A 17137-nucleotide genomic window follows, 5' to 3' on the forward strand; every position below is an offset into this window, starting at 1 on the left:
CCCTCCCTTACCGCCTTGGAAGAAGGGTGGCTAGATTGGATAAAGTAGCCGGCAGGAATTTAACCCCTGAAAGCAGAAGGTTAACAATATCGAGGTGAACTTTATGGCCGAAAAAATACTGGTGGTTGATGATGAAGAGCCCATCGCTGATATCCTGGAGTTTAACCTGAACAAAGACGGTTACCAAGTTGAAGTGGCCTTCGACGGTGAGCAAGCGTTGGCCAAAGCCCACAGCTTTCAGCCGGACTTGGTTATTTTAGACATTATGCTGCCCAAACTGGACGGCTGGCAGGTGTGCCAGCGTTTGCGGCAAGAGTCCACGGTGCCTATTATTATGCTTACAGCCAAAGACGAAGAAACCGACAAAGTACTGGGTCTGGAACTGGGCGCCGACGACTATGTAACCAAACCTTTCAGTCCGCGTGAACTGCTGGCTCGAGTTCGGGCTTTGCTCCGGCGGGTTCAGTCTTACCGGGATTTAGAAGAACAGGCGGAGCAAATCACCTTCGGCGATCTGGTGATGGATCTAGTGAGCTACCAGGTAACCAAGCGGGGGCAAGTAATTGAGCTGACAGTACGAGAATTTGAGCTGCTCAAATTTCTGGCCCTGTCCCCGGGACGGGTGTTTTCCCGGGAGACCTTGCTGGAGAGAGTATGGGGATACGATTTCTACGGCGATATTCGAACCGTGGATGTTACCGTTCGGCGATTGCGGGAAAAGATTGAGGACGACCCCGGCAACCCCACCTTGGTACTGACCAGACGGGGTGTCGGCTACTTGTTTAGGGGGCAATAGGTTGAGAAGCATCCAGGGGAAAATGGTTATTTTGTATATTCTCCTGGTTTTGGTGGCCATGGAGATTATCGGTGTCCAGCTAGTGCAGCGGCTGCAGAATTACTATGACCAAAACTTCCGCACCACCTTGGAGACCCAGGCCAACCTGTTGGCTGGCTTTGCCGCTCGCTATTTTGCCGGTGAGCAGAGCGAAGCCTATTTAGGCGATTTAGTGGACGACTTTCGCCTGCAAACCGGAGCCCAGATCACAGTGGTGGACGCCGGCGGCATGCTGCTGGCGGCCAGCGGCAGCCAGCGCGAACAACTGGGAAAGCGTCTGCTTGAGCCGCATATTATCCGAGCTTTAAGCGGTGTTCCCACAGCCGAGGTGCGGCGGGAAACCGAACAACGGGCTCGGACTTTGTATTTGGCCGTTCCGGTCAAGCGGGGAAGTGAAGTAGTGGGAGCCGTAGGGCTCAGTTCTTCCCTGGATGAAGTGGATCGCACCTTAAGCGAGATTAAAGGGATTTTTCTCAAGGCCACGGCCACGGCTTTGGCAGCCACGGCGGCCTTGGGTTTTGCTTTAGCCCGTACCATTACCAGGCCGATCCAAGAAGTTACCAACCAAGCTGAGGCCATTGCCGGCGGTGATTTTGGCGAGCCGGTGACAGTATATTCCCAGGATGAAGTCGGTCAACTGGCAGCAATGTTCAACTATCTGCGTGAGCGCCTGCAGGAGAACTTGAGCGCTCTGTCCCAGGAGAAAGAAAAAGTGGAAGCGGTACTGGCTAACCTCAGCGACGGAGTGGTGGCTCTTGATCCAGCCGGTAAGATCGCCCTTATCAACCCGGCTGCCCTGCGCCTGCTCCAGTCCACGCAACAGGCCGACCAGATGGTGGGCCGGCCCTGGACTGAAGCTTTTTCCGAGCTAGACTTTAAACCGGGCCTGGAGCAAGCCGCCGCAAAAAACACCATTATCCAGTTGGAAGACGAGTACAAGCGTGAGCGCATCCTGCGGGTTCATGTGGCTCCGTTTAGCACTGATATAGTAGAGCCCGGTCTGATCATCACTCTGCAGGACATCACCGACGAGCAGCGGCTGGAGTCTATGCGGCGCGATTTTGTCGCCAATGTGTCCCATGAGCTGCGAACGCCGTTAACCACGGTAAAAAGCTATGTGGAGACGGTGTTAGACGAGGAAGAAACCCTGGAGCCAAAACTCAGACGTCGTTTTCTCACCGTGGTCAACGAGGAAGTGGATCGCATGACCCGGCTGGTGCGCGACCTGTTGCAGCTGGCGCAGCTGGACGCTGGACAAGCCCAGATCAACAGACAAATAGTCTATTTACCCGACCTGGCCCAGAAAGTGATGGATCGCTTTCGGGTTCAGACCCAGCGCAGCCAGATAGCCATTGAGTTTCATGCTGCCCAGGCAGTGCCGCCGGTGTCTGCCGATCGGGACCGCTTAGATCAAGTCTTGGCTAATCTAATCAGCAACGCCGTCAAGTTTACCCCACCCGGAGGCCGGATCCAAGTATCGGTGACAGCCGCGGCTGACGCTATGGTTAAGACCACTATTTGTGATAGCGGCACCGGTATTCCGGCTGAAGATCAGCCGCGCATCTTCGAGCGTTTCTACCGGGTGGACAAAGCGCGTTCGCGCTCCTTAGGCGGGACGGGCTTAGGTTTATCCATCGCTCAGCAGATTATCGAGGCCCACGGCGGCCGGATCCAGTTGGCCAGCGTGGTGGGTGAGGGAACCACAGTCAGTTTCATTTTACCAGCTGCTTCCCACCCTGTGGGTGGGAAGGGAGCCGAAAGCAGGGATCAAGATGGTGCTTGAGCGGCTCAAAACAATACTGCTGATAATCCTGGTAGCGGTCAGTATTCTTCTGAGTCTGCTTATTTGGGAAGGGTTGCTGCCGCCCACAACGCCCACCGTCAGCCCGCCGCCGGGGGGGACTTTCTGGGGACCCAGTGCCGATCCGCTAGACTTGATAATGCCGGTACGCATTATCGTCCATCGGGATCAAGATCAACATTTTGTCTTGTATCCCGATGGAGCCCTGTTCCAGCGCACTTGGCAACCGGTGCTGGATGTATTGCAGGAGCTAGGTGGCCGCAGCGGCGAATTCCAACTGGAGCCGGCAGACCTGCTAAAGTGGCGGCAGGCGCAAGCAGAACCCAGTCTCGAACTCATCTTCGATTGGCCCGCTGACGGAGAGTTGTGGAGCCAGCTTTTGGGCTATAGTCAGGCGCTCACTTTTAACCGACCGATTAAGAGAATGCTGCTGCAGCTACAGCCGGAACCGGCCCTGTTGCTGGCCTCCGCCACAGGCGACACTGTTATGCGTCTTGCGCTCAACAGCGACAGCGAACGCTGGCCGGCGCTGTGGGAGCGGCTGGCGGCAGATGATCTTCCTGAGTATGAACAGCTTACCGGGGCCGAAGCCCCGTTTGGGCTCTATCTGCCCGTGCAGGACCTTTCTTATCCGGTACTGCGAGTGGAAGGGGAACGAATGGAGCCGTCAGTGGTGGCCGGCAGCTTTTTTGCCGATCTTTCCCTTACCCGCTGCATCAACGAACGAGACGGGGCTACCATCTACACTGACGGCCGCCGGGGCCTCAGGGTGTGGCCGGCCGGCCGGGTGGAATACAATGCACCGGAACTGTTACCGGGGGTACTGCTGCCCCAGGATCAAACCCTAAGCCGGGCCGTCCGGTTTGTGACCCAGCATGGGGGCTGGTCCGATAATATGCGGCTGGCTCGATTAGAGGAAGCGGCTCTGGGTAGCGCCGGGGTCTTTTACCGCTTAGCGTTCCGCCGGTATGAATATGGTTTGCCTGTTTCCGGTTTTCAGGTGGAACTGGACCTGAGCGGTCGCGGGGTGGCAGCTTACCGACGAGAGATAGCAGTACCTGTGCGTCATGGCAGTTTGATCCGTCTGTCCGCCGCCGAGTTAAAGGGCCGCCTGGAGTCCTTGGCGGCGGAGAACCAACCGGTAACAGACGTGTATCCGGGCTATGTGCTGGAACAAGACCGGGATGTGTCCCGACGGCTGCGTCCGGTTTGGCTGCTGGAGAGGCCGGATGAGCCGGTACAAGTGTTGGACCTGTCCCCTGGAGGTGAGGGCAAGTGAACTGGCGGCGAGCCAAGAATCTACTCTTGATTTCTTTTCTGCTGCTGGATTTGATGCTCGCCTGGCTGTATGTAGGGCTGAGAGCCGAAACCAGGGGCCATGCAGCCGGGGTCGGAGTAGAGCCGGAGATTCTGGCGCAACTGGCCGACAACAACATCACCCTATCCACTGAACTGCCCCGGGGCACTCCAGAGCTGGCTGTACTCAAAGTGGGCCTTAAGCGGCAGAATCCGTATCCGTTGGCCTTGACCTTTTTCGGTTCCCTGGAGGAGGTAAAAATGGTTCGCTTGGACGATCCGCTGCTTATGGCTGCCTTTAGCCGCGGCAGGGAAGAACTGTTGTTTTACAGCAGCGGCGTTACGGTTTATACCTGCCCAGGTCCGGCCGACCCGGCCGGCAGCAGCCAAAGCAAGGCCGAAGCCGAACAGCGGGCCCGTGAGTTTCTGGCTAAACACGGTGGGCTCGACGAACTGCAGCTGCTGCGGTCCGTGCCTTACCGGCGCCAGGGAACTTTTTTGGTGGAGTTTACCCAGAGTTGGCAGGGACGCCCGCTGGTGGGGGCCAGCGGAGCGGTGTTGGTGGTTACTCCAGCCGGGGTGGAAAACTGCTGGCGCCGCTATCTAACGGTCTTCGGCGAAAGCGGCATCAGACGCAGCGTGATCCCGGCTGAGGCGGCTTTGCTGGCCTTGGCCCTGGAGCGTTCCCGACCCCAGGCCACTCCGCTGACCGTGAAGGAGATAACGTTGGGCTACTATAACAAGATTTACAATGCCGACGAATGGGAAGCGGCTCCGGTGTGGCGCATCTGGACCGGAGGTGATACTTACTTTTATATCAACGCTTTTACCGGCGAGCTGGAGGCTTTGTAAGTTGTAGTCAAAGAGCGAAATCGTTAACTAAATGGCAAAGAATGTGGGCGAAGGCCGCTTATCGGGGAAGTTAGAATTGTATCGGAGTTGCACCGGGTGCTAGATTAGCAGCATAATTATTCTAAGCGGTTCTATATTTCTAGCTTTGGCGATAAAATACGACCTAATTCACCGTCATATTAGCCGGTAACTTACGGAAAACCGGCCTGATAGAGTTAAAACCTATTCGGAAGGTTATCTTGTTTACAGAGATAAAGATAATTGTTTGATTGCCTTGTTTCCTTTATGTTATAATGTTAACCGGGTTCATTTACCTTGTTGCTCAGGAAATCAACATACGGAAGAGGTGGTGATGTTTTTGGCAATTGAAGCCCTGCGCGCCGTGCGGGAGACCGAGGTCAGCGCCGTGGAGCTGAGGCGCAGCACTCGGGCTGAAGCCCGTAAAATAAGAGAGCGGGCCGAAGCCGAGGGCGAAGCTATTGTGGCCAAAGCGGTAGCAGAAGCCCGCCGGGAGGCCGCGGAATTGCTGGCACGGGCGGAGGCGGAAGCTGCTGAGGAAGCCAAACCTATCCACCAGGAGGCGGAAGCAGTCAGTGCCCGTATAGGGGAGGAGGCTAAGCAGCGACTACCGGAAGCAGTAGCGCTCATAGTGGAGAGGATTGTGAAAGCCAATGGCCGTAGCTAGTATGAAGAAGGTCTTTCTGGTGGCTCATCGCGATGAACGGGATGCGGTTACAGAGGTCTTGCAGCGGCTGGGCGTACTGCAGGTGGAAGACATCCTCAGCTTAACAGAGGTTGAGGAGGCCGGCTTGGTCGAGCGCGACGAACCAGGGGCCAAAGCCGGTGAGATTGACGCCCAGTTGGCAGAACTACGATTTAGCCTTGATTTTATTCAGCGGATCGCTCCGGAAAAGACCACGTTTATTCAACAGTTTGCCGGTACCAAAGTGTTCTTAAAGGAACAGGAATTTAATCATTATTTACAAAACAAAGCAGAAGTAGCCTTAACTGAGCAGGCCCTGCGGGCTGCCGATGAAGAGCTGAACCGGATTCGAAACCAAGAAACGGCCAAGAATAACCTCTTGGCAGCTTTAGAACCGTACTTGACCTTAGATGTACCGCTGGAGGAGCTGGCCGACGGCTCCGATGTGGCTATCGAGGTGGGGGTTCTCCCGTTGGGGAGTTTAGACGCTCTGGGAGCGGAATTAAAAGAAGCGTCCCCCGGCCTGTACCTCAAAGAGCTGGGGCGCGGGCGGGAAGAAGCCTATGTGTTTATCCTTTATGCCCAGATGGACCGAGAACAAGTACAGGACATATTAAGACAGCATTCATTTAGCCGAGCAACTCTTCCCTCTCTAGAGGGGACTCCGGCTGAAGTAAAAGCCCAGACAGAACAAGAGCTGAATATTCTGGCCACGCGTCAAGACGAAGTGTTGGCTGAGGCGGGGAAATATGTTGATAACCGCTTGCTGCTCAAGACAGCTTACGATGAGTTGGCCCTGCAGCGCTCTCAACTGGAGCTGGCGCTTCGCTTTGGTCGTACCGATGAGACTTTTGCCTTAACTGGCTGGATACCGGCCAAAGAACTGCCCCGGTTGGAGAAAGCCGTGGGTAAAGCCAGTCCCAGCGCTTATCTTGCTGTTCAGGATCCCGATCAAGAAGACAATCCGCCGGTGGTACTTGAGAATACCCGTACCGTGTGGCCGTTCGAGGTTATCACGGAACTGTTTGGCTTGCCAAAGCCAGGTGGCATCGATCCGACTCCGTACCTCGCACCGTTTTATTTCCTTTTCTTCGGCATGATGTACGGCGATGCAGCCTATGGTCTTATCTTGGCAGGCCTTTGTTGTTATATCATGAAAAAGATTCGGATGGCGGGAATGGCCAAGAAGCTGTTTACCCTGCTCACCTTATGCGGGTTTTCAGCTGTTTTGTTTGGCATTATTACCGGCAGCTACTTCGGCAGTCTGCCCATTCCGCCTATTTGGTTCAGCCCCTTAGACGACCCACTCAAAATGCTGGTGGTGTCCATGGCTGTCGGCCTAGTGCACATTTATACCGGCATGATTATTAATATGGTAGACCAGATCAAGAGTGGACATGTTCTGGACGGGCTGCTGGATCAAGGTTTATGGCTGGTATTTATCAGCGGACTGGTCCTGCTGCTGGTGGGAACCCAACTGCCGGCCCTGGGACAAGCGGCCAAGATCCTATCGATAGCAGGTGCTGTCGGTCTGATCCTGACCCAAGGGCGGGCCAATAAGAACATCATCAAACGACTGTTGTCCGGGATACTTAGCTTGTACGACGTGAGCGGCTACTTGTCCGACGTGCTCTCGTATTCACGTCTGCTGGCTCTGGGCCTGGGTACGACTGTTATTGGTCTGGTGATAAATAACATGGTGGTTATGTCGGCTCAAAGTGGGATTGTTGGCATTGCGCTGGCGGCGTTGATTTTTGTCGCCGGGCATGGCTTTAATCTGATTATCAACGTTTTGGGCGCTTACGTTCACGCTAGCCGTCTGCAGTACGTGGAGTTTTTCACCAAGTTTTATGACAGCGGCGGCAGAATGTTCACGCCCTTTAGAATCACTACCAAGTATATTGATCTTGAACTGGAAGAAAGGGAGGCTTAAAGGTAAATGGAAGGTATTGTCTTAGCTCTGTTAGGGGCGGCTCTGGCAGTGGCGCTCCCAGGTGTGGGTTCTGCGATCGGTGTCGGTTTAGTTGGTGAAGCCTCGACCGGATTGGTGACGGAACAGCCGGAGCGGTTCGGTCAGACCCTACTTCTCCAAGCTATTCCCGGTACCCAGGGCATTTACGGTTTGCTGTCGGGGTTCCTAATTATGATCAGGCTCAATGTTTTTGGCGGGCAAATGGTCGCTGTTACCGTGTCCCAAGGTCTGCAATTATTCATGGCGGCGTTGCCCATAGCTATTGTGGGTTTCCTGTCCGCTATTGCCCAGGGGAAAACCGCTGCCGCCGGCGTCAGCCTGGTTGCGAAGCGGCAAGAGGCCCTGGGTCAGGCAGTTACCTATGCGGCCATGGTGGAAACCTACGCTGTACTAGCCTTGCTGGCCACACTCCTTCTGGTTAGAGGGGTGGCGATCTAATGGCCGGTGTGGAAGCACTGAAAGAGCGCATCCGCCAGCGGGCCGAAGACGAAGCTAAGGCTCTAACAGCCGAAGCCGAAAAGCAAGCCGACGAGATTGTGGCCCAGGCCAAGGCTAAAGCCGATCGGGAACGGGAGGCTATTTTGGCTCAAGCCGAACAAGATGCCGGCGAAAGAAAAAGGCGAATTCTGGCCATGGCCGCCATGGAGGCCCGGCGCCAGGAACTAAGAACCAAGGAAGAAATTATAAATAACGCTTTTTCTTTGGCGCTGCAGCAGCTCCGTGAGCTTCCAGCAGACGAGTACCAGCAGCTCCTTGGGCCGATTATGATTGACGCGGTGGAAACCGGAACCGAACAGGTGGTAGTGGCGCCCCATGATAAAGAGCGCCTTGGGCCGAGCTTTATCGCCGCCGTCAACAAGGAACTTAAGGCTCGGGGCCTGGAGGGGAAGTTGGAGCTTTCGCCTGAGACCCGACCGCTGGAAGGAGGCTTTGTCCTCATCGCCGGCGGAGTGGAGAACAATAATTCATTTGAACTGATTCTTAAGCTGAGCAGGGATGAACTAGAGCAGGAAGTTGCTGCCGTCCTTTTTCCTGCCAGCTGAATTTAGCCGGCCGGGAAAGGAGGCAGGGTTGTGAAAGGCAAGAGAACAGATTACGCGCATTCGGTAACCAGGGTTCGAGCGTTAGAAACAGGGCTGCTGGATAAGGGCAAAATCGAGCGGATGGCTGAGGCCAAGAATGCCACCGAAGCGCTGAAAATACTAGGAGAGACTGCCTACGGAGCGCAAGTATCGCGCCTTGGCAGTGCACACGAATACGAGACTATCCTCCGCGAGGAAATCGCCTCGGTGCGAGAGCTGTTCTGGAAGATATCGCCTCATCCCGAGATAACGGATCTGTTTTTCCTTAAGTATGACGTGTTAAACCTTAAGATTCTTATCAAAGGCAAACACTTACAGCAGGAAGTTGACGATATTTTAGTTGCCTCGGGAACAATTGCCCCGGAAAAATTGGCGGCTATGGTAGCCGAGGGCCGATTTAAGGAGCTACCGCCTGAGATCGCCCAAGCGGCTGAGAAAGCGCAAGCTATGTTGGCCGAAACAGCTGATCCCCAGCTGGTGGACACTATCTTAGACAAAGCTCATTATTGTTACTTGAGTCGTTTTCTAACCGAAAGCGGAGAAGCCTTTCTCCGGGAACTGGTAGCTTTGCAGGCCGACCTGACCAACATTAAAAGCTTTGTCCGGGTTCGGCACGTGACTGCAGCCGACGGTCTTAAGGCCCGGGAACTGATGCGTAAAGTATTCATTCCGGGCGGAAAGCTGGATCTGGATTTCTTCCTAACCCAACTGGACGAACCACTCCCCACCTTTGCCGATCGCTTTGCCCGTGACCCTTGGGGCACGGTGGTGGCCGACGGGATAGCGTCCTGGGAACGGGAAGGCAGCTTGACCACGTACGAAAAACTGGCTGACAATTATCTCATCAGTTACGTGAAAAAAGCCGGCCTGATTTCTTTTGGTCCCGAGCCGTTGGTAGCTTATCTCTGGGCCAAGGAGAACGAGATCAAACTTATCCGCATTGTGATGGTGGGCAAGATCAACGGCCTTCCGGCGGACGACATAAAGGAAAGGCTGCGTGATGTCTATGCCTAAAATAGCTGTTATCGGTGACCACGATTCCATTCTCGGGTTCAAAGCCGTAGGCGTAACTGCCTTCCCCGTAACCGAACCGGAACAAACCAAGGCGGTACTCAAATCCTTGGTCGGGGACGAAACGTATCAAGTGGTGTTTATCACCGAACAGGCGGCGGCAGCAGCCAAAGAAACAGTGGATGACTTGCGAAAACGAATGACTCCCATCCTGGTGCCGATCCCAAGCAGCCAAGGCAGTTTGGGACTGGGGATGGAGCAAATCAGGCGCAATGTGGAAAAAGCTGTCGGCGCGGATATCTTATTTGGGAAAGAGGGTAGGTAAGTTTGGGCGTTGGCAGGATAATTAAGGTCTCCGGCCCGTTGGTGGTAGCTGAAGGCATGCAGGAATCCAAGATGTACGACGTGGTGCGCGTCTCCGATGAGCGCCTCATCGGGGAAATTATCGAACTGCATGGTGACAAAGCTTCCATCCAGGTGTACGAGGAAACCGGCGGCATCGGCCCGGGAGAGCCGGTCTACCTTACCGGAGCACCCCTTTCAGTAGAGCTTGGACCGGGCCTTATCGAGTCCATTTACGACGGCATTCAACGGCCGCTGGACGTAATTGAAGCCCAGGTGGGCAACTACATTACCCGCGGCGTGGAAGCAAATGCTTTGGATCGGGAGAAGAAATGGGATTTTGTGCCCAAGGTTAAAGTCGGCGATCAAGTTACTACCGGCGATATTCTGGGCACAGTGCAAGAGACCACGCCGGTGGAGCACCGGGTTATGGTGCCGGTGGGCGTGGAGGGCGAAGTGGTGGAGATCTATGCCGGCCCGGCTACAGTTGTCGACGTCATTGCCAAGATCAAAACCCAAGGCGGCCTCCAAGAAGTGATCATGATGCAAAAATGGCCGGTGCGTCATGGGCGCCCGTACGTGGCCAAGCTACCGCCGGAAGAGATTATGACCACGGGACAGCGGGTCATCGACATGTTCTTCCCGGTGGCCAAAGGCGGCACCGCTTGTATTCCGGGGCCGTTCGGCAGCGGCAAGACGGTAGTGCAGCACCAATTGGCCAAATGGGCCGATGCCGAAATCGTGGTCTATATCGGCTGTGGTGAGCGCGGTAACGAGATGACTGACGTGCTGCTGGAGTTCCCGCAGCTGGAGGACCCCAAGAGCGGCGAACCGTTGATGAAGCGCACGGTGCTCATTGCCAATACCTCCAACATGCCGGTGGCAGCTCGCGAAGCATCGGTCTATACCGGTATCACCATCGCCGAGTATTTCCGTGACATGGGTTACAGCGTGGCCCTCATGGCCGATTCCACCTCTCGTTGGGCTGAGGCCCTGCGCGAGATGTCCGGTCGGCTGGAGGAGATGCCCGGTGAAGAAGGGTATCCGGCCTATCTGGGCTCACGGTTGGCGGAATTCTACGAGCGGGCCGGCCGGGTCACCTGTCTGGGTTCGGAGCAGCGGGTCGGCGCTTTAACCGCTGTGGGTGCGGTTTCGCCTCCTGGCGGTGACCTGTCCGAGCCGGTAACCCAGGGTACTTTGCGTATTGTTAAGGTTTTCTGGAGCTTGGATGCTCCACTGGCCTATGCTCGTCACTTCCCAGCCATTCACTGGCTGCTGAGCTATTCCCTCTATCTGGACAACATCGACGACTATCTGCGCCAGCATTTAGGCGATGAGTGGATCGAGATGCGGACAGACTCTATGCGCCTGCTGCAGGAAGAGTCCGAGCTGCAGGAGATTGTTCGGCTGGTGGGCGTGGACTCGCTCTCGAACCGGGAGCGCTTGGTCCTGGAAACAGCCCGGTCGATCCGCGAAGACTTCCTTCTTCAGAATGCTTTCCACGACATCGACACCTACTGTTCCTTAGAAAAACAAAAGCTGATGATGAGACTTATTATGACCTTCCACGAAGAAGCGCTCAAAGCTCTGGAGAAAGAGGCTGATCTGGATAAACTGTTTGCCTTACCGGTGCGCGAGCGCATCGCCAGGGCTAAATATACTCCGGAGCAGGAACTCGGCGAGTTTGACGACATTATGGCTGAAATCGTCGCGCAGATAGCGGGAGTAACTGCGGTGGGAGGTGAGGATGTTGCCTAAGGAATACCGTACTATTTCCGATATAGCGGGACCTTTAATGCTGGTTGAGCAAGTGACCGGCATCAAATACGGCGAGCTGGTGGAAATCGAGCTGGCCGACGGAAGCACCCGCCGGGGCCAGGTGCTGGAGGTGTCCGGTGATACAGCACTGGTGCAGGTGTTCGAAGGTACTTCCGGCGTCAACTTGGGAACCGCCAAGATTAGATTCCTGGGTCGGGGCTTGGAGCTGGGCGTGTCGCTAGACCTGTTAGGGCGAGTTTTTGACGGCTTAGGTCGTCCCCGTGATGATGGGCCGCGGATCATCCCGGAAGCACGCCGGGATATCAACGGCTACCCCATCAACCCTACTGCCCGCGACTATCCGTCCGAGTTTATCCAAACCGGAGTCTCGGCCATTGACGGCCTAAACACCATGGTGCGCGGTCAGAAACTGCCGGTGTTCTCCGCTGCCGGTCTGCCTCATGCTCGACTGGCGGCTCAGATTGCCCGTCAGGCGAAGGTGCTGGGCACAGAGACCAAGTTTGCCGTTGTGTTCGCGGCCATGGGTATCACCTTTGAAGAAGCCGATTTCTTTGTCTCCGACTTTGAGCGCACCGGCGCTATTGAGCGTGCCGTGCTATTCATGAATCTGGCTGACGACCCGGCCATTGAGCGTATTGCCACCCCGCGGATGGCGCTCACCGCCGCTGAGTACTTGGCCTACGATAAAGATATGCACGTGCTGGTTATCCTCACCGACATGACCAACTACGCCGAAGCTCTGCGCGAGATCTCCGCGGCTCGCAAAGAAGTTCCGGGCCGGCGGGGCTACCCCGGCTATCTGTACACCGACTTGGCCAGTATCTACGAGCGCGCCGGTCGGATCAGAGAAGCTAAGGGCTCAGTGACGCAGGTGCCGATTCTCACCATGCCTGAGGACGACAAAACCCACCCGATTCCTGACCTCACCGGGTATATCACCGAAGGTCAGATCATCTTGACCCGTGATCTGCACCGCAAAGGCATTTACCCGCCGATTGACGTGTTACCGTCCTTGTCCCGGCTGAAGGACAAGGGTATCGGTGAGGGGAAAACCAGAGAAGACCATGCCGACACCATGAACCAGCTCTATGCGGCTTATGCTCGCGGCAAGGAAGCCAAAGAACTGGCGGCTATCTTAGGTGAGGCCGCTTTGTCCGAGACCGACAAAGTGTTCTCCAAGTTTGCCGATGAGTTCGAGGATCGTTATCTCCGTCAGGGAGAAGAAGAAGATCGCACCATCGTCCAAACGTTGGAGCTGGGCTGGGATCTTCTGTCCATGTTGCCGCGCGGCGAGCTCAAACGTATTCGAGACGAATATCTGGATAAATATCTACCCCCGCAAAGGGAGGAGTAGCCCATGGAGCTTAGGGTTAATCCTACCCGGATGGAGCTGAACCGCTTAAAAACGCGGCTCACGGTGGCTGTTCGCGGCCATAAGCTGTTAAAAGACAAGCGTGACGAGCTCATGCGCCAATTCTTGGTTCTGGTCCGACAGAACAAAGAGCTGCGCGAGGAAGTAGAAGAACGGCTGGCCCGCTCGTTCCAGAAGTTCATGCTGGCTCGGGCAGTGATGTCAGCCGAGGCAGTGGAAGAAGCCATCATGTTTCCTCAGGTGCAACTTGAGGTACAGCTGGCCATTCAGAATATCATGAGCGTGCACACGCCGAAAATCAGTTGGCAGCAAGTGGGAGAGACCAGCGCCAGTATTTATCCCTACGGCTTTGCCGAGACATCAGGCGAGCTGGACGACTCCATCAACACTTTGTCTGAGTTGCTGCCGCAGCTGCTGGAGCTGGCTGAGATCGAGACAGCCGTGACTCGCCTGGCGCAGGAAATCGAACGCACGCGCCGGCGGGTTAACGCCTTAGAGCACGTCATGATCCCTGATCTAGAAAAGACCGTGCGTTATATCACCATGAAGCTGGAGGAAAACGAACGAGCCAATCTGACGCGGTTGATGAAGGTGAAAGATATTGTCCGAGCCAAAAGCATCTAGGATCCAGCTTCTTGTCCCAGGGCAGAGGGCGGTTTTTCCGCCCTCTGTTGTAATTTATCCTCCGCCGGCGGAGATACTGTAAAAAACAGCACGCCCAAGGAGGGAGTCACTTGGATCGCATCAGATCAGGAAGATATTGGCGCCGGTTGTTATTTGTGTTATTGTTAATTGGAGCTTTTACTGCCGGGGTGGCTCTGTGGCCGACCTCAACCCGGCGGCTCCAGCCACTGAAAGCACCAGCCGGCATACCGCAGCCAACGGAACCTTTATCTATCGTCGACGACACCACTACGATTCACCCTTATGCTACCATCAGCGCTGTGGCCCAGCGGGTGGGACCGGCGGTGGTGGGCATCGCCACCCGGGTGCGAGCTTACGATTGGTTTTACGGGGCGGTGGAGCAGGGCGGAGTGGGATCCGGCATTATCTTCGACCCGGTGGGCTACATTCTTACTAATGACCATGTGGTGGCCGGAGGGGGAAACATTATTGTTACTTTGGCCGACGGGCGCCAGCTGGAAGGCCAAGTGGTGGGGACCGATCCCAGCATGGATCTAGCCGTGGTGAAGGTGGCGGCTACCGGGCTGACACCGGCGCTGTTCGGAGACTCAGATCGTCTACAGGTGGGCGAGTTGGCCGTGGCCATCGGTAACCCGTTGGGGCTGGAGTTTCAGCGCAGTGTCACTGCCGGGATCATCAGCGCCTTAAGTCGCACCATCCAGACCGACGACGGCAAGATCCTGGAGAACCTCATCCAGACCGATGCCCCGATCAATCCCGGCAACAGCGGCGGACCGTTGGTGAATGCCAGAGGCGAAGTGGTGGGGATCAATTCGGCCAAAGCTCAGGCGGCCGAAGGCATGGGGTTTGCCATTCCCATCAGCGTCGCCCGCCCCATTGTGGAAGAGATTCTGGCTCATGGCTATGTCCGCCGGCCCTGGCTCGGTATTTACGCCGCCCAAATTAACAAAGAAATCAGCGCCTATTTCGACTTGCCAGAGAAAGAGGGTGTGGTAGCTCTGGATATCTACCGTGGCAGCCCGGCCGAAGCCGCCGGGGTTAAGCCTGGCGATGTTATCACCCGCGTGGGTTCCAGGCGGGTTAATACCCTGAGTGAGTTTACCGCGGCTGCCTCCACTGTCAAAGTGGGAGCTAAAACCCGACTAAGTTTGAGCCGCCGCGGGCGCCCGGTGCAGGTGACGGTAATACCGGCCTTGCGTCCCCAGGAATAAAAAAATAGCCGGGAAAGAAGGAATTGTATACTGTATGCAGAAATACAATCTAGGGTTCTTAGCAGATTAAGATCCAAGGATGAAGGAGGAGTTTTCTATCATGGCTAAACACGCGCCTAAATTATGCGATACCTCGCTCCGAGACGCTCATCAAAGCCTATTTGCCACCCGCATGAAGACCGAACATATGATCCCGATTCTGGAACAGATCGACGCCGCCGGCTACTACTCCCTGGAAATGTGGGGCGGTGCCACCTTCGACACCTGTATGCGCTTCCTCAATGAAGACCCGTGGGAACGCCTCTGGACCATCAGGAAGCATATTAAAAACACCAAGCTGCAAATGTTGCTGCGCGGCCAAAACATACTGGGCTACCGAAACTATCCTGACGATGTGGTGGAAGAGTTCGTTAAAGCCATGGTAAAAGGCGGCATCGACATTGTGCGCATCTTCGATGCCTTAAACGACGTGCGCAACATGCAAACGGCCATTCGGGTTACCAAGGAAGCCGGTGCCCATGCCCAGGGCACAGTGGTCTATACCATCAGCCCAGTGCACGATATACCGCTTTATGTCAAGATCGCCAAAGAGCTGGTGGAGCTCGGGGTTGATTCCATCTGTATCAAAGACATGGCCGGGCTACTGTCGCCTTATGTGGCCTACGAGTTGGTAAAAAAACTCAAGCAAGCGGTGTCAGTACCCATTAACCTTCATTGCCACTACACCAGCGGCATGGCCTCCATGGCCTATCTCAAAGCTATTGAAGCCGGGGTGGATATAGTGGACACAGCCAGTTCTCCTTTGGCTATGGGAACTTCGCAGCCCCCGGCCGAATCACTGGTGGCGTCACTGGCCGGAACACCTTACGACACCGGACTGGATCTGAAGCGGCTGTCCGATATTGCTGATTACTGGCGGGAAGTGAAGAAGGAGTACGAGCAGTTTGCCATTGTGTCCACCGGAGTGGACACTAATGTGCTCTCGTACCAGATTCCCGGCGGCATGATATCCAACCTGGCTTCCCAGTTGGAGCAGCAGGGGGCCATGGACAAATACCGCGATTGCCTGGCCGAGGTGCCCAAGGTCAGAAAGGAACTGGGTTACCCGCCGCTGGTCACACCCACCAGCCAAATTGTGGGGACCCAGGCGGTCTTTAACGTGCTCATGCATGAGCGCTACAAAGTAATACCGAACGAAGTGAAAAACTACGTCCTGGGTTATTACGGCCGGCCGCCGGCTCCTATTGACCCTGAAGTGCAGAAGCAGATTATCGGGGACGAAGAGCCCATTACGGTCCGTCCGGCCGATCTAATTGAACCGGGCCTGGAGGAGGCCAAGAAGGCCATCGCTCCTTACCTGCAAAAACCGGAAGATGTCTTGTCCCAGGCCCTGTTTCCCCAAGTGGCCCCCAACTTTCTCAAGGAACGCCTGGCGGCCAAAACCAACGTAGATTACAATCTGGCCGAAGCAGCCGCCGCCGATGGACCGAAACCGTACTATCCGGTGTAAGCAGTGCAGATTCGTATTCTTACCCCGGGCAAAACCAGAGCCGCTTTTATCGCTGCCGGAAGCAGGGAGTACCTTAAACGCCTTAGGCCCTATGCCCGCGTAGAGTTGGTTACCCTGCCGGCCGTGAAAATACCGCCGCGGCTGAGCAAAGCCGACAGCCAGGCTATCAAAGCGGCCGAGGCCCAAACCATACTTAGATCTCTCCGGCCGGGTGAATATCTGATTGCTCTTACCGAAGGCGGACAGCAGTTCACGTCGCTGGAGCTGGCTGCCTACCTGCAGCAACTGGCCGACCAGGGCCACAGCCGCTTAGCCTTTGCCATCGGCGGGCCCCTGGGGCTGGCAGCAGATATCCTGCACCGGGCCCAAAAGCAACTCTCCCTCTCCAGCCTCACCTTTACCCACGAACTGGCCCGACTTATCCTGCTGGAACAACTCTACCGCAGCTTCAAAATAAACGCCGGCGAACCATATCATTACTAGCCCGGCTTAACTCTTAACATAGTAGGCGCTTCGTGTAGGGGCTGGGCTCTGTCCCAGCCCGCAAGATAATGATGCTCATGTGTGTGCCACCGGCCCACTACAACGCACAACCCACCAACCCTTCGAGTAGGGCGGCCCTTTGCGGCCGCCTGTCGCTATGTACCACCGTACCATCATGCGTCCTTCGAGAACTCGAGTGGGCACAAAGATCCGCCCCTACGTGAAACTGCACCGACTCGTAGG

The 17137-nt window shown here is 55.7% G+C and carries 16 protein-coding genes; all 16 read left to right on the plus strand.

Annotated features, from left to right (window positions below):
* Positions 1-103: 103 nt before the first annotated feature.
* The 16 genes from GX016_10925 (at position 104) to GX016_11000 (ending at position 16894) form a co-directional block, all read left to right on the plus strand.
* Positions 104-796 (plus strand): response regulator transcription factor, encoded by a 693-nt coding sequence (locus GX016_10925; protein HHT72053.1) that lies wholly within the window; start codon positions 104-106, stop codon positions 794-796.
* Position 797: 1 nt separating this feature from the next.
* On the plus strand, positions 798-2618 hold the full coding sequence (locus GX016_10930; protein HHT72054.1) for a cell wall metabolism sensor histidine kinase WalK: 1821 nt from the start codon (positions 798-800) through the stop codon (positions 2616-2618).
* Positions 2608-3915 carry a hypothetical protein gene (locus tag GX016_10935; protein HHT72055.1) on the plus strand — a complete coding sequence of 436 codons (1308 nt, stop codon included), beginning with the start codon at positions 2608-2610 and terminating at the stop codon, positions 3913-3915. Before GX016_10930 ends, GX016_10935 begins: the two co-directional genes overlap by 11 nt.
* Positions 3912-4784, plus strand: coding sequence for a hypothetical protein (locus tag GX016_10940; protein HHT72056.1), 873 nt, complete (start codon positions 3912-3914; stop codon positions 4782-4784). The genes GX016_10935 and GX016_10940 overlap by 4 nt, the downstream gene beginning before the upstream one ends.
* Before the next feature lie 358 nt (positions 4785-5142).
* On the plus strand, positions 5143-5469 hold the full coding sequence (locus tag GX016_10945; protein ID HHT72057.1) for a hypothetical protein: 327 nt from the start codon (positions 5143-5145) through the stop codon (positions 5467-5469).
* Positions 5456-7420: a V-type ATP synthase subunit I gene (locus GX016_10950; GenBank protein ID HHT72058.1), complete on the plus strand. Its 1965-nt coding sequence runs from the start codon at positions 5456-5458 to the stop codon at positions 7418-7420. The genes GX016_10945 and GX016_10950 overlap by 14 nt, the downstream gene beginning before the upstream one ends.
* Positions 7421-7426: 6 nt before the next feature.
* On the plus strand, positions 7427-7897 hold the full coding sequence (locus GX016_10955) for a V-type ATP synthase subunit K (GenBank protein ID HHT72059.1): 471 nt from the start codon (positions 7427-7429) through the stop codon (positions 7895-7897).
* The gene (locus GX016_10960; protein HHT72060.1) at positions 7897-8502 is read left to right on the plus strand and encodes a hypothetical protein; all 606 of its coding nucleotides are present in this window, start codon (positions 7897-7899) and stop codon (positions 8500-8502) included. The genes GX016_10955 and GX016_10960 overlap by 1 nt, the downstream gene beginning before the upstream one ends.
* A gap of 30 nt (positions 8503-8532) precedes the next feature.
* Positions 8533-9555, plus strand: coding sequence for a V-type ATP synthase subunit C (locus GX016_10965; GenBank protein HHT72061.1), 1023 nt, complete (start codon positions 8533-8535; stop codon positions 9553-9555).
* Positions 9542-9877 carry a V-type ATP synthase subunit F gene (locus tag GX016_10970; protein ID HHT72062.1) on the plus strand — a complete coding sequence of 112 codons (336 nt, stop codon included), beginning with the start codon at positions 9542-9544 and terminating at the stop codon, positions 9875-9877. Before GX016_10965 ends, GX016_10970 begins: the two co-directional genes overlap by 14 nt.
* 2 nt (positions 9878-9879) lie before the next feature.
* A complete protein-coding gene (locus GX016_10975; protein ID HHT72063.1) occupies positions 9880-11652 on the plus strand; it encodes a V-type ATP synthase subunit A in 1773 nt (590 codons plus the stop codon).
* Positions 11645-13027, plus strand: a complete 1383-nt coding sequence (locus GX016_10980) for a V-type ATP synthase subunit B (protein HHT72064.1) — start codon at positions 11645-11647, stop codon at positions 13025-13027. Before GX016_10975 ends, GX016_10980 begins: the two co-directional genes overlap by 8 nt.
* A gap of 3 nt (positions 13028-13030) precedes the next feature.
* The gene (locus GX016_10985; GenBank protein ID HHT72065.1) at positions 13031-13669 is read left to right on the plus strand and encodes a V-type ATP synthase subunit D; all 639 of its coding nucleotides are present in this window, start codon (positions 13031-13033) and stop codon (positions 13667-13669) included.
* A 110-nt stretch (positions 13670-13779) separates the two neighbouring features.
* On the plus strand, positions 13780-14901 hold the full coding sequence (locus GX016_10990) for a trypsin-like serine protease (protein HHT72066.1): 1122 nt from the start codon (positions 13780-13782) through the stop codon (positions 14899-14901).
* Positions 14902-15001: 100 nt separating this feature from the next.
* Positions 15002-16411 carry an oxaloacetate decarboxylase subunit alpha gene (locus GX016_10995; GenBank protein ID HHT72067.1) on the plus strand — a complete coding sequence of 470 codons (1410 nt, stop codon included), beginning with the start codon at positions 15002-15004 and terminating at the stop codon, positions 16409-16411.
* Positions 16412-16414: 3 nt separating this feature from the next.
* Positions 16415-16894, plus strand: a complete 480-nt coding sequence (locus GX016_11000) for a 23S rRNA (pseudouridine(1915)-N(3))-methyltransferase RlmH (protein HHT72068.1) — start codon at positions 16415-16417, stop codon at positions 16892-16894.
* Positions 16895-17137: the final 243 nt, after the last annotated feature.

This window comes from Bacillota bacterium (assembly GCA_012837285.1).
In the GTDB taxonomy this organism is placed as follows: Bacteria; Bacillota; DTU030; order DUMP01; family DUMP01; genus DUNI01.